This window comes from Pseudomonas sp. PDM19 (assembly GCF_014852215.1).
Classification (GTDB): Bacteria; Pseudomonadota; Gammaproteobacteria; order Pseudomonadales; family Pseudomonadaceae; genus Pseudomonas.
Genome location: NZ_JACVBG010000001.1, coordinates 652,959 through 677,301 on the forward strand (window position 1 = coordinate 652,959; position 24,343 = coordinate 677,301).

A 24,343-nucleotide genomic window follows, 5' to 3' on the forward strand; every position below is an offset into this window, starting at 1 on the left:
ACTCCACCCATCTCAAGCACTGCCAGGCCATGGCCGGGAACGCCGGCGAGCCGCTCGCGGGAGTTCGCTGATGGATAACGCTGGCGCGGTGAAGTTTGCCTGCGTGGGTTGCGGTGCCTGTTGCCGTGGCCGGTTCGTACCGCTGACCCGGGACGAAGCCTTTGCCTGGCTGGCCCGCGGTGGCGATGTGGCGATCCTGTTGGAAGCATTCCTGCTCGAGCCGGCGCGAAGCCATGAGCCACGCTACGCCCATGACAGTGGTCGCGCTGGCGTTGGCCGGTCGGGCTCTGCAGACCTCAATGTCATCGCCATATTTGCCGGCGTGGCTCAGCCGCAATGCCCGAACCTCGGCGACGATAACCTTTGTGCAATCTATGCGGAGCGGCCCCTGGTTTGCCGGATCTATCCGATGGAGATCAATCCTTTCATCCCGCTGAACCCCTTGGCGAAGGATTGTCCGCCGGAATCCTGGGGCCGCGCCGACAGTGACGTGCTGATAGCCACCGATCACCGTGTGAATCCCGAGTTCGCCGCGTTGATCGAGGCGTCGCGCGAGGCTGATCGACGCGATGCTGCATCGAAGCTGTCTATCTGCCAGGACTTGGGATATTCGGTGGCGGGTTGGAAAGGCAATGGGCTGACGCTTTACCTGCCAGAGCGGCAACGTCTTGTCGAAGCTTTTTCCGCCGCGACGCAGCGGCAGGTGATCGCTTCGCAGTGGACTGTACAGGTGCAGGGGAGGGCGTTGGAGGACTCACTGCAGCGCCGGGGAATCCGATTGAACGACACCGCCGGCGAGCACGTTTTTGTGCCGGCTGGGCAATGAGGTTGCGGAGCCTGGATGGAAAGTATCGATCTGTTGGTCCTGCGAAACGCCCGTGACTGGCTGGCCGCGGGCGAGCGCGTGATGCTGGTGACGGTGGCGCGCACCTGGGGTTCTTCTCCGCGGCCGGTGGGCTCGATGATGGCCCTGCGCAACGACGGCCGGGTTGTAGGCAGCGTGTCGGGCGGATGCATCGAGGATGACCTCATTCATCGACATACCACTGCCTACGGCGGAACAGGGTTGCCACAAGCTCGCCCCCAGCTGGTTCGCTATGGCGTGAGCGCTGAAGAAGCACACCGTTTTGGCTTGCCTTGTGGCGGCACGCTGGAGCTGATCCTTGAGTTCGAGCCCGACCTGGTTGCTCTGCAACAACTGCTGGGGCGCCTCGACCAGGGGCAACTGATGCGGCGCAAGCTGGACATCGAGACGGGGCGAACGAGCCTCGAGAGCACGGCAACACCGGATGAGTTCATCTTCGACGGCCGGCGGATGGTCAGCACGCTGGGCCCGGGCTACCGCATGTTGCTGATCGGTGCCGGCGCGCTGGCCGAGTACGTCGCCACGATGGCGCAGTTCAACGGGTTCCAGGTCACCCTCTGCGACCCTCGGCCACAGTACCTGGAGAGTTGGAGCGTTGCTGGCGTGCAGCGCATTCAGGACATGCCGGATGACGTCGTCAGAGCTTTCGCGCCGGATGTCCGCAGTTGCGTCATCGCGCTCAGTCACGATCCGAAGCTGGACGATCTGGCTTTGCTGGAGGCGCTGCGTGGCCCGGCGTTCTACATCGGGGCCATTGGCTCGCGGCGCAACAGCGAAAGCCGGCGCGCTCGCCTGATCGAGCATTTTGGCGAGACGCAGGAGTCGCTCCAACGACTGCGCGGGCCCATCGGCATCTATATCGGCAGCAAGACCCCGCCGGAAATCGCAGTCAGTGTCATGGCGGAAGTTCTCGCTGCCAAGAACGCCGTCGCTCTGCCTGCGGAACTCGCGGTATCCCATGCCAAGCAACTGCAGGATCGGCGCCGCCGGGCCTGATCGATCACGCCAACCTATCTTCGGAGATGACCAGCATGAGCAAGAAAATTGTCGATGCCGTCCTGTGCGGAGCGGCCATGCAGGCTGCCGTGGCCAGCGCCGCTGAGCCGGCAACTGCAAACACGCAGCAGATCAGCCGTGCCGGAGCGCAGGCGTCAATGGCAGGTCCGGAGCAGTACTTCACCGGGCGCGTGCGGATCGATCCGGTCTGGCCTGCCGACGATCAGATCAATGCCTCGGGTGGTCTGGTGACCTTCGAGCCCGGAGCCCGTTCGGCCTGGCACACCCACCCGGCAGGGCAGCGGCTGTTAGTCACTACCGGGGTCGGCCTTACCCAGGAGTGGGGCAAGCCGGTTCAGGTCATTCGCCCTGGCGATGTGGTCTGGTGCCCGGCCGGCGTCAAGCATTGGCATGGCGCCGCACCGGGTACCGCCATGACCCACCTGGCGGTCACTGGCTCGGTGAATGGAAAGAATGTCGAATGGATGGAGAAAGTCACCGATGAACAATACAACGCCGAGCGGGCTGACTGACCCGCGCCGGGCGGCCCGCGCACTCGGGGTTGCCCTGGGCCTGGTTTGTACGCTGGGCGTCATGACACAGACACTGGCCGCACAGGAGAACCGATCCATGGCTGAGAACGACACATCAACCCCTCACAGTGACACGCTCGATGATCGCCAGCGAAGCATCGTGCCCATCGCCGCCTTCGCGGCAGCGGGCGATATGGCTGGTCTGAACCGTGCGATCAATCAGGGACTGGATGCCGGGCTGACCATCAGCGAGGCGCGCGAGGTGCTGGTCCAGCTGTACGCCTATGCAGGCTTTCCTCGAAGCCTGAATGCACTGGGCGAGTTGATGAAGGTGGTACAGGCACGCAAACAGCAAGGAATCGTGGACCAACCGGGGCGCGGACCCGGCAAATCGATTCCCAAAGGGGATGAGCTTCTGGCGGCGGGTACCGCAAACCAGACCAGGTTGTCCGGCGCCCCGGTGGAAGGTGCTTTGTTCGACTTCGCGCCGGTCGCCAATGAATACCTGCGCACGCATCTTTTCGGCGACATCTTCGAGCGTGACAACCTGGACTGGCAAAGTCGGGAAATTGCCACCGTGGCGATGCTCTCTGCACTGGAGGGCGTAGCGCCACAACTGCAGGCCCATATCCGTATCGCCATGAACACCGGGGTTACGCCGCAGCAACTCCGTCAGCTGATCCGGGTGCTCGCCGAACAGTTCAGTGCCGACGCATCGCGGCGGGCAAGCGAGGCGTTGGAACTGCATCTGGCTGCCAAGTAACCGAGCGTCGCACACGGTCGGGACGATGGATCGAATACTCGCAACGTCCGTTCCTGGCCGATTTCTGCCAGCGACGTGGGCAGCTGCCGACCCATGGAGGACGTTCAGGAATGCTAAAGCAGCCGCTCGATCAGCCCTGGCGCAATTGCCGTGGTGTCGCGTTCAGGAATCGACGCATCAAGCGCCGCAGAGCTGTTGCGTCCTGGTAACCGACCTGCGCCGAGACCGCTTCGACGGAGTATTCGCCAGACTCGAGCAGCGCTCGGGCCCTGCTCAACTGCACTCGCTGGATGAGTTGCCGAGTGGAATGCCCCGTCGCCTTGTGGACGTGACGGGACAGGGTCCGCTCGGACATGCCGACGCTCGCGGCAAGTGCCTTGACGCCGGGCAGCTCCGGCAGCGAGTCCTCGATCTGTGCGGTCAGGCGTGAGACCAGGGCATTTCCCTGCACCAGCATGGCGGGGATCACGAATGGCGACTGCAGTTGTCGGCGGTCGAGCAGGAGAGCTTTGCTTACGGAGTTGGCGATTTCGGGCGACAAGCGCCGCCGTAGCAGATGCAGCATGAGGTCTGTTTGAGCGAAGGCGGCCCCCGCGGTGGTCAAGGGAGGATCGGCCAGCACCATGAAGTCCGGGTCGACACGGCAGCCCGGAGCGGTTTCCTGCAGATGTGGCGCCAGCCACCAGGAGGTTGTCACCCGTCGCCCGTCCAGTAGCCCTGCCGCATGCAGCAGGAAGACGGCAGAGCATGACGCGGCAATCTCCTTGCCGTTTGCGACGTGAGTCTTTAGCGCCGAGATCAACGGGCTCGCCCAAGGCTCTTCGAGGCGCTGCTGAAGCAGGTCGATGTCACTGACGCCAATACCCGGTATGACCCAGCAGGAGTTGTCCTGGGCGTCATGCTCGATGGGGGCCACCTGCAGTTGCAGACCATGCCCCAGCGTCACCGATCCGGGTTGAGGGCCACATATCCGCCAACGTGGTGCGGCCAGGCCGTGCCGCTCGCCGACGCTGACTGCGGTGGCGAGTATGTCCAGAGTGGAGGCCACGCTCGAGGCGAATGCTCCCGGTATGACCACAATGGTGAAATCGTGCATTGTCCGATTATGCTCGAAAGAGGACGGATAGGACACTTTTGCCAGCGGCGGACCCCAGGCTCAATAGCGCCTCAATCCATCGTCAAGGTTTCAGCCATGCCCAACATCCTGATCAAGGTACCGACCGGCGCATTCAGCGATCAGCAGCGAGCGCGACTGTTGACTCGCGTCAGCGAGACAGCCGTCGCTCATGAGCGCATAGGAAACGATCCTCGGCAGCGCAGCCTGTGCTGGGTGCTCATCGAGGAGGTTCGGGCTGCCGACTGGACCTGTGGCGGCCTTGGCGTGCATGCCCATGCCATTCCCTGCATCGTCATGGTCAAGGTACCTGCCGGTGTCCTCGATGAGCAGATGCGCAAGGACTACGTGCTCGGCCTGCACCAGGCAATCGAAGAAAGCACAGAGCCGGATGACGGACGCATGCTGATGACTTCGATACAGCTGACGGACATTCCCGATGGCACATGGGGTGCGAACGGCAGTCTTTGGCGCCTGGCCGATTTCACCCGAGCTGCCGGGTACCGGCATCTTCTCCCTGGTGCCTAGACGGCCATACCAGGTCGGGAGGCAAGGAGCGGCCACAATCCTTCCTCCCGCATACATCCGCGATTGGCCGTTCGCTGCCCTTGTTCAGCGGTAGCTATCGGCCCCTGGCAGACATCAGCCAGATAAATACCGCAGCAATACACCTTGCCGCGCATTCATGAAGATTGCCCAGCTTCCCATGGGATTGATATGATAATTATTCCCATTTGCGCCTGGAAGATGATTGGTGATGACGAGCCAGGGCCCGATCCGGCAGCTGGAGGTCGGCGACCTCTATAAGGAACAGCATCGCTGGCTGCGTGGCTGGTTGCGCAGTCGTGTGGATTGCAGCCAACTGGCGGCTGACCTGGTTCAGGACGTCTTCCTCCGCCTGCTCGGCAGTACCGACCGGCAGGGGCGCATCGAAGCGGTGCGTGAGCCACGCAGCTTTCTGGCGACGGTCGCACGCCGGTTGATGATCGATCACTTCCGTCGTCAGCGCCTGGAGCGTGCGTGGCTGCAGGCGCTGGCCGAGGTGCCGGAAGCCCTGGACATATCCGCCGAGGATCGGCTGATCCTCATGGAAACCCTGGTCGAACTCGACGCCATGCTTGCCGCGCTCGGCGACAAGGTGCGCCAGGCCTTTCTGTTATCCCAGCTCGACGGCATGACCTACCGCTGCATTGCCCAGACCCTCGGGGTGTCGCTCGTCACGGTGAACCGCTACATCGCCAAGGCCTCGCGTCATTGCATGCTCTACAGCCTGGAGCACGGCTTGTGAGCGGCGCCGGCATCAGCGCCGCGCAACTGGATTCCATCGAACAGGCGGCAGACTGGTTCAGCCTGTTTGCCAGCGGCGACGCGGTTGCCGCGGATCGCGAAGCCTGGCAGCGCTGGCTGAATGCATCCCCGCACAACGGTTGGGCCTGGCAGCAGGCTGAGAGATTGCAGCGGCGCATGCAGCGGATGCCCGGTGATTTCAGCGGACGTGTCTTCGGCCTTGCGCAAGAGGATAGGCGCAGCAACCGTCGCACCGTACTCAAAGGCATGCTGCTGGCCCTCGGGACGGGCGCTCTCGGGCTGGCCGGGTACCGCGAGGTCGAGCAGGGCGCGCTGTTCGCCGATTACCGCAGTGCCATTGGCGAGCGGCTACCGGTCACCCTCGCCGATGGCAGCCAGTTGCTGCTCAATACCCAGAGCGCCCTGGACGTCGCTTATGCCGACGGGCAATGCCGGGTGACCTTGCGCAGCGGTGAAGTGCTGGTGAACGCCCTGGCCGGCTCGAGCCTCAGCGTGACAACGGGGCAGGGCGACGTCCGTGCCGTGGGCGGGCGTTTTTCGGTGCGCCAGTTCGATGCTGTCTCGCAGGTAGAGGCCTACAGCGGGCAGGTGCAGGTGCAGCCGAAGTACGCATCGGGTGTTACCACGCTGGATCAGGGGCGGGCCTGTCGGTTCGGTGCTGTCGAGGTGGTCTCCACGCGGAGGCTGGATTACGCAGCGGATGCCTGGTCTCGCGGGCTGCTGATCGCCAACGACCAGCGCCTGGCCGACTTCCTGGCCGACCTGGGGCGCTACCGGCCCGGCCTGCTGCGCTGCGACCCGCAGGTTGCGGACTTGCGCCTGAGCGGCACCTTCGAGCTGGACGACACCGAACAGACTTTTCGTGCGCTGGCCAGCGCCTTGCCGGTGCGCGTGGAGCGTCGCACACGCTTCTGGATCACGGTCGTGCCGGCCTGATCGACAAGAAATAATTCATGTGGGGTGATATCAATTCGCATCTTCGTTCGACCCATGAAAGACGGCCGATTCATACGGTCGGTGAACATGAGAGAAGGACGACGATGAATTCCCCGCATTTCCCCCCGGCAAATTCCCTGCACCCTCTGCGCGCTCGTGTGCGGCTGGCCATCCTCTGTTCCGCCTTGCTCGCGCCGGTGCCGGCGCTGGCCGATACCGGCGCCGCACAGCGCTACCAGATTGCTGCGGGCGACCTTGGCCAGGTACTGACGCGTTTTGCTGCCGAGTCGGGGATCGTGCTGTCGTTCGATTCGCGCTTGACCCGCGGCCTGAACAGCACGGGTCTGGACGGCCGCTTCCCGGTGGAAGAGGGGTTGCGCACCCTGCTTGCCGGAACGGGCATTCGCGCCGTGCGGGAAAGTGATGGCCGCTTTACCCTGGTGGCCGCGTCCACCGAAGGCGCGCTGGAGATGGACGCCACTTCGGTGATCGGCCAGGGCCTGGGAGAAACCACCGAACACACCGGTTCCTACACCACCGGCAGCACCAGCACCGCCACCAGGCTGCCGTCGTCGCTGCGCGAAACGCCGCAGTCGGTGACGGTGATGACTCGCCAGCGCATCGACGACCAGGCCCTGGCCGACCTCAATGACGTTGTGCAGAACACCCCGGGCATGGTCATCCGGCGCACGGGGCCGGAGCGCTCCACCTACTACGCCCGCGGTTTTGCCCTCGACAACATCATGTACGACGGCCTGCCCACCAGCCTCGACAGTTCCCAGCTGTCCCAGGACCTGCTGTCCGCAGACATGGCCATGTACGACCGGGTGGAAGTGGTGCGCGGTGCCACCGGCCTGATGCAGGGTGCCGGAAACCCGGCCGCGGCCATCAACCTGATTCGCAAGCGTCCTACGCCAACCTTCCAGGCCAGCATCCAGGGCAGCGCCGGCACCTGGGACCGCTATCGCACCGACCTCGACGTGTCCGGCCCGCTGACCGACAACGGTGCCGTGCGCGGCCGGCTGGTCACCGCCTACCAGACCCAGGGCAGCTTCCGCGATTCATTGGATAACGAGCGCAACCTGTTCTACGGAATCGTGGAAGCCGATCTGAACGACAGCACCACCCTGACAGTCAGCGCGTCGCGCCAGCAGGACGACTACAACGGCAACGGCTGGACCGGCCTGCCCGTGGGCTTTGACGGCAGCGACCTGAAGCTGTCGCGTTCCACCTCGCTGAGCAATGACTGGGAGTACTGGAACAAGACCAGCACCTCCGCGTATGCCGCCCTCGAACACGCCCTCGACAATGGCTGGAAACTCAACCTGTCGGCCACCAGGACCTGGGCCGACCTGGACATGCTGGGCACCTACATACTCGGGCGCACCGCCACCCAGACCTATGACCAGTACGTCGGCGCCGGCCATTACCGGGAGAGCCAGAACAGCTTCGATGCCTACGCCAGTGGCCCGTTCCGCCTGATGGACCGCGACCACGAACTGGTGTTCGGCGCCAGCCATCGCCGCGTGGTGTTCAATGGTGATGTGCCGCCAAACGTGCTGCTGCACAGCAATATCGATATCTACAACTGGAACGGCGACACCCCGAAGATTGCCAGCCAGACCAAATACGGTTGGCAGAACACCAACGCCAAGCTCAACAGCGTTTACGCGACCACCCGACTGAGCCTGGCCGACCCGCTGAAGCTGATTCTGGGCAGTCGCCTGGACTGGTACGAAAACGATACCAGCGCACCCTACAAAGGCACGGAGACTGAACTGAAGGTCAACCGTCACGTCACCAAGTACGCCGGCCTGGTCTATGACCTGGACGCGCATCACTCGGTCTACGTCAGCTACACCGACATCTTCAAGCCGCAGAGCTACTTCGATACTTCAGGCTCGGTCATCGAACCCATCACCGGCAAGAACTACGAGCTGGGCATCAAGGGGGAGTATTTCGATGGTGCGCTGAACGCTTCCGCCGCCATCTTCCAGCTGGACCAGGAGAACCGCGCCAAGGCCATCACCGACCAGAGCCTTTGCCCCAGCTACCCCACGACCTCGTGCTACGAGGCGGCCGGCGAGGTGCGCAGCAAAGGCATCGAACTGGAACTGCAAGGTCAGCTCACGCCCAACTGGCAGCTGGGCGCCGGTTACACCTTCACCGAAGCCAAATACCGCAAGGATGCGAACAAGGCCAACGAAGGGCGCCTGTTCGATACCGACATACCACGACACCTGTTCAAGATGAGTACGACCTACACCTTGCCCGGCGCGCTTGACCAGTGGCGCATCGGCAGCTCCCTCTACAGGCAGAACCGCATCTACAACAAAGGCACCACCTACATGGTCGAACAGGACGCCTTCACGCTGGTGGACTTCATGGTGGGGTTCAAGCCGACCGCCCATATCGATGCACAGTTGAACCTGAACAATGCGTTCGACAAGAAGTACTACAACTCGCTGAGTTCCTCCGTCACGGTGCCAAGCAACGTGTATGGCGAGCCGAGGAACATGATGCTGTCGGTCAAGTACAGTTTCTGAAGCGGCTGGGCGGGCAGGCGACGGAGGTGGCTCAGCTGTGCCGCGCCTGGCTCGCCTGCACCACCCGGTGCGCCGGCACGCGCAGTTGCGTCAGCAGGTAGTCGGCGAACTCCGGGGAGAAGGGCTGCAGGGCAATGGCGCGCTCCATGCAGCCCAGCCAGGCGGCGCTGAGAGCTTCGTCGACGGGCCACTGGGCGTGGAAGGACGGGATGGAGATCGAACCATATTTTTCACTGAACAGCCTTGGGCCGCCCAGCCAGCCACTGAGGAAGCAGGCCAGTTTGTCGCGGGACTGCTCCAGGCTTTGCGGGTGCATGCGGCGCAGGTTGGCCGCTTCCGGGAGTTCATCCATCAACCGGTAGAAGTCATCGACCAGGCGGCGCAGGCCGTCGATGCCGCCAGCGGCCTGGTAGGAGGCATCGCCTGTGCCGAAGGGAAGGGTGCTGCTCACGTTCGGGGGCTCGCTGAAGTTTGGGGAAACCCGATCATACCCGGCGCGCCGGCGGATCGCCGCAGGCTGGTGCCGGTTCAGGCTCGATGCTCCTGCTCTATTCGCCTCCCGGCTCCTCCCTGACCGGCGCAGCGAACGCCGCACGCGTCGGATTCGGTGCAGAGCAAAGAGGCCAGCAGGGCTGGCCTCGGGTTCTGCCTGCAGGGGATGGGTTCTACTTCGTCCTGCTGCGCTGGTTCATCAGCCGCTCGATGATGCCCCAGTAGTTCACCGGCACCAGCCGCTCGATGAGCGAGAGGATCAGCGCATCCATGCCGACGATGACCCGCGCGCGGTCCTTCTCGATGCCGTTGAGGATGATGCCGGCGGCCTTGGGCGGTGGCATGCGCAGCAGGCGGTTCATCTCCTTGCGCTGGCGCTCGACCTCGGCCGGGTCGATGTCCTTCGGCGCCTTGGCATTGGTGGCGATGGAGGTGGCGATGCCGCCCGGATGGACGACCATCATGTCCACGTTGCTGCCGCGCAGTTCGTGACGCAGGGAATTGCTGAAACCGCGCACGGCGAACTTGCTCGCACTATAGGCGGCCTGGCCGGGCGGGGAGACCAGACCATAGAGGCTGGAGACGTTGACGAACTTGCCGGGCGCGCCGTTGCGCTGAAGTACCGGGAGGAAGCCGCGGGTGATGTCGACGACGGCGTGGAAGTTGATCGCCATGAGCCAGTCGAAGTCTTCCTCGCTCACCCGGTCGAAGCTGCCGCCGACGGCTACACCGGCGTTGTTGATTACCAGGTGGACCGTCGGGTGTTCCTGCAGCACCTGCTCCGGGAGCTGTCGAACAGCATCCCGTTGCGCCAGGTCGAGCACATGCAGGCTGACGTGGCGGCCGGTGCGCGGGAGGCGGGTGAGGGTCTCGCGCAGGCCGGCTTCGTCGCGGTCGACCAGGGCCAGGTGGCAGCCTTTCGCGGCGAGTTGCTCGACGAGTGCGCGACCGATGCCGCTGGCTGCCCCGGTGAGTACGGCAACCTGATTATCGAGCTTCATGAGAGTTGTCCTGAGTGCGCTGGATGTGGTCGGCGATCAGGCGCGAGAGCTGATGCGCCTGGAACGAGTCGATCTGGTGGCGCATGCCGCGGATTACCTGGTGAGTCGCGCGGGGAATCGCCCGGGCGGTGGCTTCGCCGCCGCTGGGGTGGACCATCCGGTCGAGGTCGCCGTGCAGCACCAGGCTGGGCGCGCTGATGGTTTTCAGCTGGGCCGTGCGGTCGCCGGAGCGCAGGATCGCGCCGATCTGCCGGAACAGCGCCCTGGCGTCGGCGCGTTCGCCGTTGCGCACCCAGGCCAGCGCGGAGTAGTCCTGCCACTGGGCCAGGGCATCCGGCGCGTTGGCATCGCCGATGTGGCTCATCATGGCGCTGTAGCTGGCTATGGCTTCGTCCCGCGACTTCGGCGCCTTGGCCCGCGACAGGCGCCAGAGCGTCGAGTACGCAGGCTGCCCGACGCGGCGGCTGCCCGTGGTCGAGAAGATCGACACCAGCGACTTCACCCGGCCGGGATGGCGGTAGGCGAGGGTCTGGGCAATCATCCCGCCCATGGACATGCCGACCAGGTGGGCGGCGCCGATATTCAGGTGCTCGAGCAACTGGGCGGTGTCGTCGGCCATCTGTTCCAGGCCGTAGCAGGCGTCCGGCGCCTTGCCGCGCAACTGCTGGAGCTGGCTCGGATGAGGCGTCGAGCTGCGGCCGGAGCGCCCGGCGTCACGGTTGTCGAAGCAGATCACCCGCAGCCCGCTCTCCACCAGTCGGTCGATCAGCGCGGCGGGCCAGTAGACCATCTGCAGGCCGAGCCCGGCGATCAGCACCAGCGCCGGCGCGGCTTCGCTGCCGTGTTCCGAGTAGCACAGGCGCAGGCCGTTGGGCAGTGTGGCGAAGCGTTCTTCGTGCAGGGCTAGGCTCATGCGTGCGCTCCTCCTGCCTTGGCGGAGACGAATTCCAGGGCCGGGTCGTCGATGCGGCCCTTGCGGAATACCTTCACGTCGGCGGCGTAGTTCCAGGACATGGACCAGGGCTGCGTGCTGCCCTGCCGGGGCAGCTTGTCGAGGGAGCGCTGGACGTAGCCGGCACCGAAGTTCAGCAGCGGTTCGGTCTTCATCGACGGGTCGGCCCTAGGGGTGCAGACCTCATAGCCGCGCTTGTGCATGTAGCCGAGCAGCCGTGTGAAGTGCTCGCACAGCAGGCCGATCTTCAGTGTCCAGGACGAGGAGGTATAGCCGATTGCGATGGCGAAGTTGGGGATGCCGCTGAGCAGCATGCCCTTGTAGGTGACGCACTGCGACAGCGGCACCGGCTGGCCGTCGATCTTCGGCTGGATGCCGCCCAACGGCTGCAGGTTGAGGCCGGTGGCGGTGACGATCAGGTCGGCTTCGAGATGCTCGCCGGAGCGAAGCTGGATGCCCGTCGCGGTGAAGCGCTCGATGTGGTCGGTGACAATGGACGCCTTGCCCGAGGAAATCACCCGGAACAGGTCGCCGCCAGGCACTGCGCACATGCGCTGATCCCAGGGGTTGTAGGGCGGGTTGAAGTGAACGTCCACCGGGTAGCCTTCGGGCAGCATCCGCGTGTTCAGCTTGTGGATGATCTCGCGCGCCTTGTTCGGGAAGCGCTGGCAGAAGGCGTAGACCCAGCGCTGCTTGGCGATGTTGAAACGGCGCGTCAGGGCGAACGCCAGGTCGACGCCCAGCCACGGGCGCAGCCGGCGTGCGATCGGGTCCTGTGCGGGCACCGGCAGCACGTAGGTCGGTGTGCGCTGCAGCATGGTGATGTGCGCGGCCTCGTCTGCCATCGAGGGAATCAGGGTCACCGCGGTGGCGCCGCTGCCGATGACGACCACGCGCTTGCCGCGGTAGTCGAGGTTCTCCGGCCAGTGCTGGGGGTGCACAATCTGCCCCCGGAATTCGTCCTGGCCCTGGAAGTCGGGAGCGAAGCCCTGGTCGTAGCGGTAGTAGCCGGCGGCAGTGAAGATCCAGCGCGCCTCGATGACCTGTGTTTCCTGGGTGTCTTCGCGGCGGATCGTGACCTGCCAGCGCTGGCGTTCGCTCGACCAGTCGGTGTCGGTCACCCGGTGCTGGAAACGGATGTTCCGGTCGATGCCGTTCTCCCTGGCGGTTTCGGCGATGTAGGCCTTGATCGAGGCGCCGTCGGCGATAGCCTTGTTCTCCTTCCACGGTTTGAAGCCATAGCCGAAGGTGAAGAGGTCGGAGTCGGAGCGGATGCCCGGATAGCGGAACAGGTCCCAGGTACCGCCCAGGTCGGCGCGCGCCTCGACGATGGTGTAGGAGAGGGTCGGGCAGTCCTTCTGCAGGTGGTAGGCGGCGCCGATGCCGGAGATGCCGGCACCGATGATCAGAACGTCAACGGAAGCAAGACAGTGGTTTTTTGTTGTAGTCATCGAGTTGCACCCTGGTTGTGACAACGAATGGCCGTGACAACGAACGGTTGTGACAACGATTGTTGTCAATTAACTCTGGAGTGTGACAACGCTTGTTGTCAAGGAGTAAGATTTCGCCATGAGTGAATTACCTTCCCCCGCCGATGCGTCGGCGGAGCGCACCTATTCCGGTGTGGCAGTGGCCGAGCGAGCCGCCCAGCGGCGGCAGCGCTTCATCGAGGCCGGTATCGAGCTGTTCGGTACAGTGGGCTACCACGCCACCACCATGCGCACCCTCACGGCGGCGACGGGCCTGACCAACCGCTACTTCTATGAGTCCTTCGCGACCATGGAGGACCTGCTGGTGGCCTGCTACGAGCAGCTCATGGGCGATTACCGGGAGCGCCTGAGCCAGGTGCTGGACGCGGCGGAGGGCGGTGTCGAGCCACGCCTGCGTGCGGGCCTGACCTGCTTCTTCGAAGCCATGACCAATCCCCAGTTCGCCCAGGTGACCCACCGCGAAGTGCTGGGTGTCAGCCCGCGGGTCGACGAGCTGTACAGCCGTCACATGGGCGAGTTCGCCGAGCTGATGATGGAGTACCTCGAGCGCGCGGGCGTGCCGATCACTTCCCATGATCCGCGTGAGATGGCCCTGGTCGGTGCGGCCCTGGCCGGCTCCGCCATCCATGCCGCCGCGGCCTGGGTGCGCAGCCGCTACTCGGCGCCGATCGGCGTGGTGGTGGAGGCGACCCTGAAGATCTTCCTCGGTGCCGTAGGGCAATTGCAGGCGCCGAAAGGCTGAGCGGCCGGCCCCTGGCGTGCACGGAGCGCCGAAGCCTTCGCCTTGAGTGCGCTGTTACGTCGACCTGCTGGGTCCGCAGCCGAAAGCTGCCATCGCCCGGCAGCGGCCGGGCGATGGTGCGAAGGGCGCCGCATGCAACCCTGGGTGATAGACTTGCACGCTTAAAGTCTCGCCTTGTCCTGCCCTGGAGCTTCCCCCATGTTCGGAGTGACCGATTACGGCGCCTTCCTGATTGCCTTCGTGGTGCTCCTGGCAATTCCCGGTCCGGGCAATTTCGCGTTGATCACCGCGACCGGCAAGGGCGGTGTGAAGGCAGGCCTCGCGGCGACCTGCGGGGTGATCCTCGGCGACCAGGTCTTGTTGTGGATGGCGGTGGCTGGCGTGGCGACGCTGCTCGCGACTTACCCGGCGGCCTTCCACGCGGTGCAATGGCTCGGCGCGGGGTACCTGGCCTGGCTGGGCCTGCGCATGCTGATGAGCAAGCCCGGCGATGCGCCGCGGCAGAGCCGCATGGACAACGGTCACTACCTGCGCCAGACGATGCTGATTACCTTGCTCAACCCCAAGGCCATCGTGTTCTACATGGCCTTCCTGCCACTGTTCGTCGATCCGGTGAAGCACCAGGGGCTGGTGACCTTCGCCTTCATGGCGGCGACCGTGGCGGTGGTGACTTTCCTCTATGGGCTGGTGGCTGTGCTGCTGACCCACAAGCTGGCCGAGCGCATGCGCGCCAACCCGCGGGTGGCCAATCTGCTGGAACGCCTGGCAGGCGCCTGCCTGCTTGGTTTTGGCATCAAGCTGGCGGCGATGCGCTAGGGAGCGACGCTGCATCCGTTTGAGCGAAGGGCCGGCCCGAAAGACCGGCCCTTTGTTTTTTGCAACCCGCATTGTCAACGCTGCGAGCGGGCTGCTTTGATAATCTCATCCCCCTGATTCCACTGGCGGCGAATGGAAACCATGCTCAACGAATCCCCCGAACCCCAATCCGTCGATAGCCCGATCACCCGCAGCGCGATCTTCCTCGTCGCCACCCTGACGCCAGGCAAGGACTGGAGCCCGGTGCGCGCACTCTGCGAAGACGTTGCCGCGCTGGTGCGCTCGGTCGGCAAGCGTGTACCTACGGGCAACCTGTCCTGCGTGGTGGGCTTCGGTTCGGCGGCCTGGGATGCGCTGTTCGGCGCTCCACGCCCGGCGTCCCTGCATGCCTTCCGCGAGATCGGCAGCGGCGAGCGGGTCGCGGTGTCCACGCCGGGCGACCTGCTGCTGCACATCCGCGCCGAGCAGATGGACCTGTGCTTCGAGCTGGCGGCGCAACTCGTGGGGCGCCTGGGCGATGCGGTCACGGTGGTCGACGAAGTGCAGGGCTTCCGCTACTTCGACATGCGCAGCATCATCGGCTTCGTCGACGGCACCGAGAATCCGGAAGGCCGCGAGGTCGCGCATTTCACCCTGATCGGCGACGAGGACGCGGGCTTCGCCGGCGGCAGTTATGTGCTGGTGCAGAAGTACCTGCATGACATGACCGGCTGGAACCAGCTCTCCACCGAAGCCCAGGAACGCATCATCGGGCGCACCAAGCTGGCCGACATCGAGCTGGGCGACGATGTGAAGCCCAGCTGCTCGCACAGCTCGCTGACCACCCTGGAGAAGGACGGCCAGGAGGTGAAGATCCTGCGCGACAACATGCCGTTCGGCCGGCCCGGAGCCGGGGAGTTCGGCACCTACTTCATCGGTTACGCGCGCTCGCCGGCGCCGGTGGAGGAGATGCTGGAAAACATGTTCGTCGGCCGCCCGGCCGGCAATTACGACCGCCTGCTGGACTACAGCAAGGCGGTGACCGGCAGCCTGTTCTTCGTGCCTTCGGCCGAACTGCTCGAGGCGCTGGCCGACAAGCAGCCCTGAGGACTCAGCCGGCGACCTTCGCCGGGAAGCACCCGACCAGCCAGTCGATGAACACCCGCAGGCGGTGCGTGACGTAGCGGTTGTGCGGGTAGACGACGTGGAAGGGGTAGGGCGCCGGGCGCCAGTCCGCAAGAATCTCCACCAGCGAGCCATCACGCAGGGCGGCGCCGGCGGCGTAGGAGAAGGTCTGGACGATACCCAGGCCGGCCACGCAGGCGGCCAGGTGCGCGTTGCTTTCGTTGACGCCTATGCGGTGTTCGAGCTTCAGCTCGCTGCGTTCGCCGTCGCGCTCGAAGCGGAAGGGCACCGCCCGGCCGTTCTGCGGCGACAGGTAGCTGACCAGCCGATGGCCGTTGCGCAGTTCCTCGGGGTAGGCGGGGATGCCGTTGTGGCGCAGGTATTCGGGTGAGGCGCAGGTGACCATGGTTGCCTGGCCGATACCGCGCGCCACCAGTGACGAGGCGTCCAGCGCGCCGCCGCGGATCACGCAATCGACGTTGTCGCCGATCAGGTCCACCGAGCGGTCGGACACGCCCAGGTCGATGCGGATGTCCGGATAGCGCGCGAGAAAGTCCGGCAGCAGCGGCACCAGCACGTCCCGAGCGGTGGAGCCGCCAACGTCGATGCGCAGGTGGCCGCGTGGCTTGCTGCGGGCGATGTTGAAGGTCGAGTCGATGTCTTCCAGGTCGCGCAGCACGCGGGTGGCCTTGGCGTAATAGTCCTGGCCTTCCGGCGTTACCGTGACGCGCCGCGTGGTTCGCTGCAGCAGGCGCACGCCCAGGTGCGCTTCCAGCTCCTGCACCAGCTTGCTCAGCGTGGCGTTGGGCATGTCCAGCGAGTCGGCGGCGCGGGTGAAGTTGCCGGCCTCCACGACGCGGGCGAAGGCGCGGATGGCCTGGAACTGATCCATGGTAATTCCTCTGAAGGGATCATCTGATTATCCATGGATATGGATAGTCATTCTATTGTATGCGCTTTTTCCAGCAATCGACGGGCCCTAGAGTAGCGCCATGCCTCACCGCAAAGCCGCGACAGACGCAGGCTGCGAGGCAGAACCCTCAACCGCGAATCTCAGGAGCTCATCATGAACAAGTCCCTCACTGGAAAAGTTGCACTGGTCACCGGCGGCAGCACTGGCATCGGCCTCGGCGCCGCCCAGGAGCTTGCCGCGCAAGGCGCCCGGGTGTTCATCACCGGCCGCCGCCAGGCCGAACTGGACGCCGCCGTGGAAGCCATCGGCCCGAGCGCCACGGCCATCCGCGCCGACGCCTCGGTGCTCGCCGATCTCGATGCGGTGTATGCGCAGATCGCCAAGTCCGCCGGTCGCCTGGACATCCTCTTCGCCAACGCCGGCGGCGGCGACATGCTGCCGCTGGGGGCGATCACCGAGGAGCACTTCGACCGCATCTTCGGCACCAACGTGCGCGGCGTCCTGTTCACCGTGCAGAAGGCGCTGCCGCTGCTGACCGACGGCGCGTCGGTAATCCTTACCTCATCCACCACCTCGATCCAGGGCACCGCCAACTTCAGCGTCTACAGCGCCAGCAAGGCCGCCGTGCGCAACTTCGCCCGCTCCTGGGCACTTGACCTCAAGGACCGTGGCATCCGCGTCAATGTCGTCAGCCCCGGCCCGGTGCGCACTCCCGGCCTGGGTGACCTGGTGCCCGAGGAGGCACGTCAGGGTCTGTTCGACGCGCTGGCCAGCCAGGTGCCGCTGGGCCGCCTGGGCGAGCCGCGGGAGATCGGCAAGGCGGTGGCCTTCCTGGCTTCGGAGTCGGCCAGCTTCATCAACGGCATCGAGCTGTTCGTCGACGGCGGCATGGCTCAGGTCTGACCGCGCAATGGACCGGGCAGGGCGCAAGCTCTGGCCGGTCCTGCCGCTTTCATCTGCGTACCGGCTTGCCATTTGCATTAGCTCTAATGTAATTTGAAGCCCTCGATGGAGAGGGCTGCGATGAACAGAAAGAACGAACCCGGCCTGGGTGAACTGCTGCGCTACGTCTCGGAACTGGTAGAGCTGGGCGCCGAGGAGCATTACCAGCAGATGGGCATGAACTACCGGGCCCGCTACACGCCGGTGCTGCGCGCCATCCGTTCCGGGGCGCAGACGGTCACCGAGATAACCGCGCGTACCCACCTGACCCAGGGCGCCATCAGCCAGACCGTCGGCCAGATGGAAACCGACGGTGTGATCACCCGCCAGCGCGCCGAAGACGGCCGCAAGAGCGTGCTGCAACTGACGCCGGTAGGGAAGAAGCTGGTGAGCAAGCTCAACACCCACTGGGCGGCGACCTTCGAAGCCATCGAGCAGCTGGAAACCGAGATCGGCCATCCGCTGCGTCGCGTGCTGGAAGACGCCGCACGCGCCCTGGAAGCACAGGGCTTCTCCGAGCGTCTGAGCCACGCCAAGCAAGCCCTGAAGACAGGAGCCACCAGCCATGAGTAACCCGTCGAGCGACCTGCGTAACTGGTTCGACCAGGGTGGGCAGGCCTACGCGCGCTTCCGTCCCGAATATCCCGTCGAGCTGGCCGCCCATCTGGCAGCGATGGCACCCGACCGGGTGCTCGCGGTCGATGTCGGTTGCGGCAGCGGCCAACTGACCCGGCAACTGGCCGAGCACTTCAATGCAGTGGTCGGCTTCGATCCCAGTGCGGACCAGATCGCCCATACCGCGCAGCAGGAGAACGTCAACTACGCCTGTGCCCCGGCCGAGGACCTGCCGCTGCTCAGCCGCAGTGCCAGCCTGATCACCGCCGCGCAGGCCGCGCACTGGTTCGATCTGCCGAGGTTCTACGCCGAAGTGCGGCGGGTCGCCGAGCCCAACGCGATCCTGGCGCTGATCAGCTATGGCGTGCTCCGGCTGGAAGGGGCGCTGGGCGAGCGCTTCGAGCAGTTCTACTGGAAGGAGATCGGCCCCTACTGGCCGGCCGAACGCAAGCTGGTGGACAGCGGCTACGCCACCCTCGACTTCCCCTTCGCCGAGTTTCCCGGCCCGGAGATCGCCATTCGCCTGGAGTGGAACCTCGGGGAGTTCCTCGGTTACGTCTCCACCTGGTCGGCGGTGCGCAGCGCCCGCGAGGCCGGGCGCGAAGACCTGCTGCATGACTTCGCAGCCGACATGGCCGAGCGCTGGGGCGATCCCACTGCGCGGCACCGGGTCAGTTGGCCCATCAACATGAGGATCGGACGCGTATGAACCCGCCAGTGCTTGCCGTTGGACTGACTCACAATGAAACCCTGATCGTGGCGCAGCGGCACACGGTGCCCCAGGTGGCGACCGACTGGCCTGGCTTTGCCGACATGCCGCCGGTGTTCGCCACCGCCATGATGATCGGCTTCATCGAGCAGACCTGCATCGAAGGGCTGCGGCCCGTCCTCACACCTGAGCAGCGCACGGTGGGCACCCAGGTGGATGTCAGCCACATCGCTGCCACGCCGGTGGGGATGAAGGTGACGGCGGCGGTGGAGCTCATTGCCATCGATGGAAAGTCGCTGGTGTTCCGCGTCGAGTGCCGCGACGAGGCGGGTGTCATCGGCGCCGGCACCCATCGTCGCGCGATCATCGATCTGCAGCGGTTCGTCCAGCGGCTGGGGGAGAAGTCCGCTGCGGTTGCCGGCTAGTCGGCGTACCGCTCAGCACGACTGCGGCGGATCGAAACGCTCGGCGGTATTCATCCGCACATTGCGCAGGCCCAAAGTCTCCAGGTGCGCTGCATAGAGAGGCTCGGCCCGGTAGCTGATCAGGAGCGTGCGGCGCCGCGCGCCGCTGCTGTTCAGGCTGCCGGCGTGCACGAGGTCGACGTCGAACACCAGGATGTCGCCGGCCTGGCCGCTCAGCTGCAGGGAATGGGACTCGTCAAGGAAGTCGAAGGGTGGCTGGCCAGGGGCGGGCCGATGGCTGCCGGGTGCGAGGCGGGTGGCTCCGTTTTCTGGCGAGAAGTCATCGAGGAAGGCGAGGGCGCTGACCATGTCCCCCGGACGCAGGGCGGACAGATCACGGTGCAGTTGCTGATGGCCGCCTCCGGGCAGGGGTTCACGTCCCTCTGCCTGGGCGAGGAAGAATCGCTCGCCGATCAACGCGCCGGCTGCTTCCAGCAGCGGCGGCAGTCGACAAGCCGCTTGGGCGCAGGGCTCCAGGTCGATCTGCGCGTGGCGCCAGTCCACGCCACGGGGCACGGGCCAGCGATCCGAGGGCAGGACGTTGGCATCGAAAGCCGCGCGCAGCTCCTCCAGCAGGGCGCGCGGGATCGCCTGGCGCAGCAGGGCGTAACCTTCGCTGTGGAGTCGCTGGTAGTCGAGCTTGGCTGCATCCATTTGCCTTTCGTCCTTGTGCTCTGTCCGATGGGCCCGGCCTAGAGCGGTTGCCGCGTTGAGCCGGGTTTTCGCCGGCGCCGACCGGCAGCCAAGCCTACGGAGGAATTCTGCTGCGGCCAATATCCGCCGCTTGCGGAGTACCGTAGACTCCGCCGATCTGCAGGGAGAGCTGACAATGCATAAAGGGATCTGGCTGGGTTTTGGGGTGTCGCTGTGCGTGGCGGGAGCGGCCTATGCCGCGGACCCCGCTCAGGACGACCCCTTGCTGTCGAGCCCGCCGTCCTCCGCTGGTTCGGGCGATGTCCGCGGCATCCTGCGGGCGCGGGACCAGGCGATGCTGTCGAGCGAGCTGTCCGGGCGCATCCTGGAAATGCCATTCGCCGATGGGCAGTCCTTCCGCAAGGGCGATGTGCTGGTGCGCTTCGACTGCTCGGCCTATCAGGCACAGCTCAATGCCGCCCAGGCCGGCGCCAAGGCGGCCAGCGAACAGCTGGGTCACAACCGCCAGCTGGCGGCGCTCAACTCCGTGGGGCGCTTCGAGGTCGCACTGGCCGAGGCCAAGCTCTCCGAAGCCCAGGCGCAGGCTCAGGTCTACAAGGTCCAGGTCGGCCGCTGTGCGGTGGTTGCGCCCTTCGACGGCCAGGTCGTGCAGCGCAAGGCGCAGCCCTTCGAGAGCGTTTCCGGCGGCGCGCCGCTGCTGGAAATCGTCGACAACCGCAGCCTGGAAATCCGCCTGCTGGTGCCTTCGCGCTGGGTGTCCCGGTTGAAAGTGGGACAGTCCTTCACCTTCGTGCCCGATGAGACCGGCCAGCCGCTGCAGGTAGAAGTCAAACGCCTGGGCGCGCGGATCGACGAGGGCAGCCAGATGCTTCCGCTGATCGCTTCGCTGCCGGGGGACGCCAAGGGCCTGCTGGCTGGCATGAGTGGCACCGCGCGCTTCGCGGAGACGCCATGAACGCGCCGCAGGTCGGTCTGGCCGAGCGGGTCTTCGCGCAGTTTCTCGCCCTGGAGCGGCAGGCGCGGGCTTGCTCGACGGTGGAGCAGCTGGCGTATCACATGGTCAACGACGCCCAGGCGCTGTTCGGTTACCGCCATGCGGCGCTGCTGATCGCGGGCAAGGTCCGGGCACTCACCGGCATCAGCGTGGTGGAGCCCAACGCTCCCTTCGTGGCTTTCGTCGAGCAGGCTTGCGGCCAGTTGCACCAGCACGATGCGCTGGGCAAGGCGCAGCGCGTGGACTTCCAGCAGCTGGGCGCACAGCAGCAGATCGATTGGCAGGAGCTCTCCGCCGGCGAGGTCTTCTGGTTGCCGCTGGCTGATCGTCAGGGCGCAGTCTTCGGTGGCCTCTGGCTGGCCCGCGAGCAGTCGTGGAGCGAGGCAGAGCAGGCGTTGCTGGTGCAGTTGGGCGATGCGTACGCGCATGCCTGGACGGCCCTGCAGCCGCGCAAGCCCTGGCGGCTGCGCTGGCCAAAGAAGAAGCTGCTGGCGATTGCCGCAGTGCTCTGCCTGCTGCTGCTTGCGCCCGTGCGCCAGTCAGTGCTGGCGCCGGCCGAAGTGGTGCCGCTGGATGGCCAGGTGATCGCTGCGCCGCTGGATGGCGTGATCCAGCAGGTGCTGGTCAAACCCAACCAGGCGGTGAAGTCCGGCGACCTGCTGGTGCGCTTCGACGCCACCACGTTGCAAGCCCAGGCCGATGTTGCCGAACGCTCCCTCGGCGTGGCCGAAGCCGAGCTGAAGGCCAACTCCCAACGTGCTTTTTCCGATGCAGAGTCCGGCGCCAAGGTCGATCTGCTGGCTGCACGGGTGGAGCAGAAGCGCGCCGAGCGTGACTATGCCCGCGACCTGCTGGCCCGTGCCGAAGTGCGGGCGCCGCGTGACGGCATTGCGGTGTTTGCCGACGCTGAACGCTGGACCGGCAAGCCGGTGCAGACCGGCGAGCGCCTGATGGATCTGGCGGACCCGCACCAGGCGGAGCTGCGCATCGACCTGGCGGTGGGGGACGCCATCGTCCTCGAGCCAGGTTCGGAAGTCGTGCTGCTGCTCGATAGCGATCCGCTGCGCCGCCATGACGCTCGCCTGCAGCGCGCGGCCTACGAGGCCCAGACCACTGCCGCCGGGCAGCTGGCGTATCGACTGGACGCGGCGTTCGACGAGACGCCCCCGCGCATCGGCCTGCGCGGCACCGCCAAGCTGTATGGCGATCGCGCCCCGCTGGCCTATTACCTGTTGCGCCGGCCGCTGGCGGCAGCGCGTCAGAGCCTGGGCCTGTGATGCTGCCGGCGCTGCGACCGGACCTGCAGCTGTCGCCAGCCGCACCGGCGCTGGACGGAGCACCGCAATGGACGCTGGCCGACCCGTTGCGCGGGCGCTACTTCAAACTTGGCGGCGCTGCGGTGCGGCTGTTGCGCCACTGGGCGCTGGGCGACCCGCAGCGGGTGCTGGGGGCGGCCAATGCAGAAACCGGCGAGAACCTGGGGGCGCAGGAGCTGGAAGAGTTCCTGCGCTTCCTGCGCGGGCATGACCTGATCGCCGCCGTGGACGCCGAACAGCGCGCCAGCTACGGGCAGAAGGCGCAGCTGCAAAAGCGCAGCCTGTGGCAGAAGGTGCTGCACCAGTACCTGTTCTTCCGGATTCCGCTGTGGCGCCCGGATGCCTTTCTCAATCGCGCCTGGCCGGTCCTGCAGCGCAACGGCGGGTGGATACTGCGCTGGGGCTTGCCGCTGGTGTTCGCCCTCGGGCTGGTCCTGGTGGCGCGGGACTGGCAGCGCTTCCTGGCGACCTTCCCGCATCTGTTCAGCCTGGGCGGGGCGCTGGCCTTCGGTGTTTCGCTGACCTTCGCCAAGCTCTGCCACGAGTTCGGCCATGCCTTCATGGCCAAGCGCGCCGGTTGCCGGGTGCAGAGCATGGGTGTGGCGTTCATGGTGATGCTGCCGATGTTCTACACCGACGTCAGCGACGCCTGGCGCGTCAGCGACCGACGCTCACGACTGTTGATCGGCGCCGGTGGCGTGCTGGCCGAACTGGTGCTGGCAGTGCTTGCGCTGCTGGCCTGGTCGCTGCTGCCGGACGGGCCGCTGCGTACTTCGGCCTTCATGCTGGCCAGCGCCACCTGGATCACCACGGTGCTGGTGAACCTCAATCCGTTCATGCGTTTTGACGGCTACTTCCTGCTCACCGATCTGCTCGGCGTGGAGAACCTCCAGGCGCGGGCTTTCGCCCTGTGTCGCTGGCGGTTGCGCGAGGCGCTGTTCGGCTATGGAGAGCCTATGCCTGAACCCTGGCCTGTGCCGTTGCGCCGGCGTCTGCTGATCTGGGGGTATGGCTCGTGGATCTGGCGCGCGGTGCTGTTCTTCGGTATCGCCCTGGCGGTCTACCACCTGTTCTTCAAGCTGCTGGGCATCTTCCTGATGCTGGTGGAGCTGGTCTGGTTCATCGGCCTGCCGATCTGGCGGGAGCTGCAGGAATGGTGGCAGCGCCGCGAGCAGGCTGCACCGCACAAGGTCGTCGGGCTTGGCCTGGCGCTGCTGGCTCTGCTGGCGCTGCTGGTCGTGCCCTGGCGCAGTGCCGTGGAAGTGCCGGCGCAGCTGGAGGCGACGCGTGCCGTGGTGCTGCATGCACCGGCGGCTGCCCGGGTCGGGCGACTGCTGGTGCGCGATGGCCAGACGGTGGAGCAGGGCGAGTTGCTGCTGGAACTGACTTCACCGGACCTCGATGCCAGACAGCTCATCGTGCGCCGCGAGATCGATCTGCTGCAGTTGCAGTTGCGCCGCCAGGCGGGCCGTAGCGAGACGGCTGCCGATGTCGGCATTCTCGAACAACGGCTGGCGGAGTCGGTGGCCCAGTACCGGGGCCTCGCTGCCCAACGCGAGCGCCTGCAACTGCGCGCACCGCAGGCCGGGGTCATCCGCGACCTGCTGCCCGACCTGAGCCCGGGCCGATGGTTGAAGCCTGCCGATGTGCTGGTGCGTGTGGTGGAGCCAGGCCTGCGCCTGCGCGGTTATCTGGCGGAGGCCGACCTGTGGCGTGTGCAGAGCGGTGCGCAGGGGCGTTTCATCGCCGACGACCCGGCCCGCCCGGCCGTGCCGGTGCAGCTCGATGAAGTGGACGCCAACGGCGCGGTCTTCGTCGAACTGGAGGCGTTGAGCTCCGATCATCATGGCCCGATTGCCGTGCGCCGCGATGCCCAGCAGCGCGCCGAACCGGTCCAGGCGCAGTACGGTGTGCGCCTGAGCCTGCGCGATGCCCCGTGGGCCCTGGCGCAGCCGCAGCGCGGCATGGTCGTACTGGACGGCAGTGGGCAGTCGATCCTGGGGCTCGCCTGGCGGCGGCTGGCGGCATTGGGTGTGAGGGAAAGCGGATTCTGAGGCGGCGGCTTTTCTCGGAGCAGG

At 65.8% G+C, this 24,343-nt stretch carries 25 protein-coding genes; 18 read left to right on the plus strand and 7 right to left on the minus strand.

Features of this window, described 5'->3' with window-relative positions; all coding sequences use genetic code 11:
• Positions 1–70: 70 nt before the first annotated feature.
• Genes IB273_RS02885 through IB273_RS02900 form a run of 4 tightly spaced genes read left to right on the plus strand, consistent with a single transcriptional unit; the run spans position 71 to position 3,157 of the window.
• Positions 71–826, plus strand: coding sequence for a YkgJ family cysteine cluster protein (locus IB273_RS02885; protein ID WP_081516883.1), 756 nt, complete (start codon positions 71–73; stop codon positions 824–826).
• A 15-nt stretch (positions 827–841) separates the two neighbouring features.
• Entirely contained in the window at positions 842–1,861 is a 1,020-nt protein-coding gene (locus tag IB273_RS02890) for an XdhC family protein (protein WP_192223177.1), read from the plus strand.
• 35 nt (positions 1,862–1,896) lie between these two features.
• Positions 1,897–2,394 carry a cupin domain-containing protein gene (locus IB273_RS02895; protein WP_192223178.1) on the plus strand — a complete coding sequence of 166 codons (498 nt, stop codon included), beginning with the start codon at positions 1,897–1,899 and terminating at the stop codon, positions 2,392–2,394.
• Positions 2,363–3,157, plus strand: a complete 795-nt coding sequence (locus tag IB273_RS02900) for a carboxymuconolactone decarboxylase family protein (RefSeq protein ID WP_412548057.1) — start codon at positions 2,363–2,365, stop codon at positions 3,155–3,157. Before IB273_RS02895 ends, IB273_RS02900 begins: the two co-directional genes overlap by 32 nt.
• 130 nt (positions 3,158–3,287) lie before the next feature.
• On the opposite strand, the gene IB273_RS02905 is transcribed toward IB273_RS02900, so the two are convergent.
• Positions 3,288–4,253 carry a GlxA family transcriptional regulator gene (locus IB273_RS02905; RefSeq protein WP_192223180.1) on the minus strand — a complete coding sequence of 322 codons (966 nt, stop codon included), beginning with the start codon at positions 4,251–4,253 and terminating at the stop codon, positions 3,288–3,290.
• 96 nt (positions 4,254–4,349) lie between these two features.
• On the opposite strand from IB273_RS02905, the gene IB273_RS02910 reads away from it, so the two are divergent.
• The 4 genes from IB273_RS02910 to IB273_RS02925 all read left to right on the plus strand — a co-directional run bounded on the left by IB273_RS02910 (position 4,350) and on the right by IB273_RS02925 (position 9,061).
• Entirely contained in the window at positions 4,350–4,799 is a 450-nt protein-coding gene (locus IB273_RS02910) for a tautomerase family protein (RefSeq protein ID WP_192223181.1), read from the plus strand.
• Between the two features lie 229 nt (positions 4,800–5,028).
• Positions 5,029–5,559, plus strand: coding sequence for a sigma-70 family RNA polymerase sigma factor (locus IB273_RS02915; RefSeq protein WP_081516888.1), 531 nt, complete (start codon positions 5,029–5,031; stop codon positions 5,557–5,559).
• Positions 5,556–6,515 carry a FecR domain-containing protein gene (locus tag IB273_RS02920; protein WP_318652460.1) on the plus strand — a complete coding sequence of 320 codons (960 nt, stop codon included), beginning with the start codon at positions 5,556–5,558 and terminating at the stop codon, positions 6,513–6,515. Before IB273_RS02915 ends, IB273_RS02920 begins: the two co-directional genes overlap by 4 nt.
• 104 nt (positions 6,516–6,619) lie before the next feature.
• Entirely contained in the window at positions 6,620–9,061 is a 2,442-nt protein-coding gene (locus tag IB273_RS02925; RefSeq protein ID WP_192223182.1) for a TonB-dependent siderophore receptor, read from the plus strand.
• 31 nt (positions 9,062–9,092) lie between these two features.
• On the opposite strand, the gene IB273_RS02930 is transcribed toward IB273_RS02925, so the two are convergent.
• From IB273_RS02930 to IB273_RS02945, 4 genes are all read right to left on the minus strand, one after another.
• Positions 9,093–9,512: a group II truncated hemoglobin gene (locus IB273_RS02930; RefSeq protein WP_081516890.1), complete on the minus strand. Its 420-nt coding sequence runs from the start codon at positions 9,510–9,512 to the stop codon at positions 9,093–9,095.
• Positions 9,513–9,726: 214 nt separating this feature from the next.
• Entirely contained in the window at positions 9,727–10,554 is an 828-nt protein-coding gene (locus IB273_RS02935) for an SDR family NAD(P)-dependent oxidoreductase (RefSeq protein WP_192223183.1), read from the minus strand.
• The gene (locus IB273_RS02940) at positions 10,541–11,467 is read right to left on the minus strand and encodes an alpha/beta fold hydrolase (RefSeq protein WP_192223184.1); all 927 of its coding nucleotides are present in this window, start codon (positions 11,465–11,467) and stop codon (positions 10,541–10,543) included. The genes IB273_RS02935 and IB273_RS02940 overlap by 14 nt, the downstream gene beginning before the upstream one ends.
• The gene (locus IB273_RS02945; protein ID WP_081516893.1) at positions 11,464–12,957 is read right to left on the minus strand and encodes a flavin-containing monooxygenase; all 1,494 of its coding nucleotides are present in this window, start codon (positions 12,955–12,957) and stop codon (positions 11,464–11,466) included. Before IB273_RS02945 ends, IB273_RS02940 begins: the two co-directional genes overlap by 4 nt.
• Before the next feature lie 118 nt (positions 12,958–13,075).
• Here IB273_RS02945 and IB273_RS02950 point away from each other — a divergent pair, with 118 nt between their 5' ends.
• The 3 genes from IB273_RS02950 (at position 13,076) to IB273_RS02960 (ending at position 15,640) form a co-directional block, all read left to right on the plus strand.
• Complete coding sequence (locus IB273_RS02950; protein ID WP_081516894.1) at positions 13,076–13,738, plus strand: TetR/AcrR family transcriptional regulator; 663 nt, start codon at positions 13,076–13,078, stop codon at positions 13,736–13,738.
• A 198-nt stretch (positions 13,739–13,936) separates the two neighbouring features.
• Positions 13,937–14,554, plus strand: coding sequence for a LysE family transporter (locus IB273_RS02955; RefSeq protein WP_192223185.1), 618 nt, complete (start codon positions 13,937–13,939; stop codon positions 14,552–14,554).
• Positions 14,555–14,695: 141 nt separating this feature from the next.
• Positions 14,696–15,640 (plus strand): Dyp-type peroxidase, encoded by a 945-nt coding sequence (locus IB273_RS02960; protein ID WP_192223186.1) that lies wholly within the window; start codon positions 14,696–14,698, stop codon positions 15,638–15,640.
• 4 nt (positions 15,641–15,644) lie between these two features.
• Here the strand turns inward: IB273_RS02960 and IB273_RS02965 are convergent, their stop codons facing one another.
• A complete protein-coding gene (locus IB273_RS02965) occupies positions 15,645–16,550 on the minus strand; it encodes a LysR family transcriptional regulator (protein ID WP_192223187.1) in 906 nt (301 codons plus the stop codon).
• Between the two features lie 174 nt (positions 16,551–16,724).
• Here IB273_RS02965 and IB273_RS02970 point away from each other — a divergent pair, with 174 nt between their 5' ends.
• From IB273_RS02970 to IB273_RS02985, 4 genes are all read left to right on the plus strand, one after another.
• Positions 16,725–17,474 carry an SDR family NAD(P)-dependent oxidoreductase gene (locus tag IB273_RS02970; RefSeq protein WP_192223188.1) on the plus strand — a complete coding sequence of 250 codons (750 nt, stop codon included), beginning with the start codon at positions 16,725–16,727 and terminating at the stop codon, positions 17,472–17,474.
• 120 nt (positions 17,475–17,594) lie between these two features.
• Positions 17,595–18,086 carry a MarR family winged helix-turn-helix transcriptional regulator gene (locus tag IB273_RS02975; protein ID WP_081516899.1) on the plus strand — a complete coding sequence of 164 codons (492 nt, stop codon included), beginning with the start codon at positions 17,595–17,597 and terminating at the stop codon, positions 18,084–18,086.
• Entirely contained in the window at positions 18,079–18,837 is a 759-nt protein-coding gene (locus IB273_RS02980; RefSeq protein WP_192223189.1) for a class I SAM-dependent methyltransferase, read from the plus strand. The genes IB273_RS02975 and IB273_RS02980 overlap by 8 nt, the downstream gene beginning before the upstream one ends.
• A complete protein-coding gene (locus IB273_RS02985) occupies positions 18,834–19,262 on the plus strand; it encodes a thioesterase family protein (protein WP_192223190.1) in 429 nt (142 codons plus the stop codon). Before IB273_RS02980 ends, IB273_RS02985 begins: the two co-directional genes overlap by 4 nt.
• Before the next feature lie 12 nt (positions 19,263–19,274).
• Here the strand turns inward: IB273_RS02985 and IB273_RS02990 are convergent, their stop codons facing one another.
• Positions 19,275–19,955 carry a phytanoyl-CoA dioxygenase family protein gene (locus tag IB273_RS02990; protein WP_192223191.1) on the minus strand — a complete coding sequence of 227 codons (681 nt, stop codon included), beginning with the start codon at positions 19,953–19,955 and terminating at the stop codon, positions 19,275–19,277.
• 175 nt (positions 19,956–20,130) lie between these two features.
• Here IB273_RS02990 and IB273_RS02995 point away from each other — a divergent pair, with 175 nt between their 5' ends.
• The 3 genes from IB273_RS02995 to IB273_RS03005 are packed head-to-tail and all read left to right on the plus strand — an operon-like array spanning position 20,131 to position 24,319.
• Positions 20,131–20,910, plus strand: a complete 780-nt coding sequence (locus IB273_RS02995) for an efflux RND transporter periplasmic adaptor subunit (RefSeq protein ID WP_192211094.1) — start codon at positions 20,131–20,133, stop codon at positions 20,908–20,910.
• Positions 20,907–22,226, plus strand: a complete 1,320-nt coding sequence (locus tag IB273_RS03000; RefSeq protein WP_192223192.1) for an efflux RND transporter periplasmic adaptor subunit — start codon at positions 20,907–20,909, stop codon at positions 22,224–22,226. Before IB273_RS02995 ends, IB273_RS03000 begins: the two co-directional genes overlap by 4 nt.
• Complete coding sequence (locus tag IB273_RS03005) at positions 22,223–24,319, plus strand: HlyD family efflux transporter periplasmic adaptor subunit (protein WP_192223193.1); 2,097 nt, start codon at positions 22,223–22,225, stop codon at positions 24,317–24,319. Before IB273_RS03000 ends, IB273_RS03005 begins: the two co-directional genes overlap by 4 nt.
• Positions 24,320–24,343: the final 24 nt, after the last annotated feature.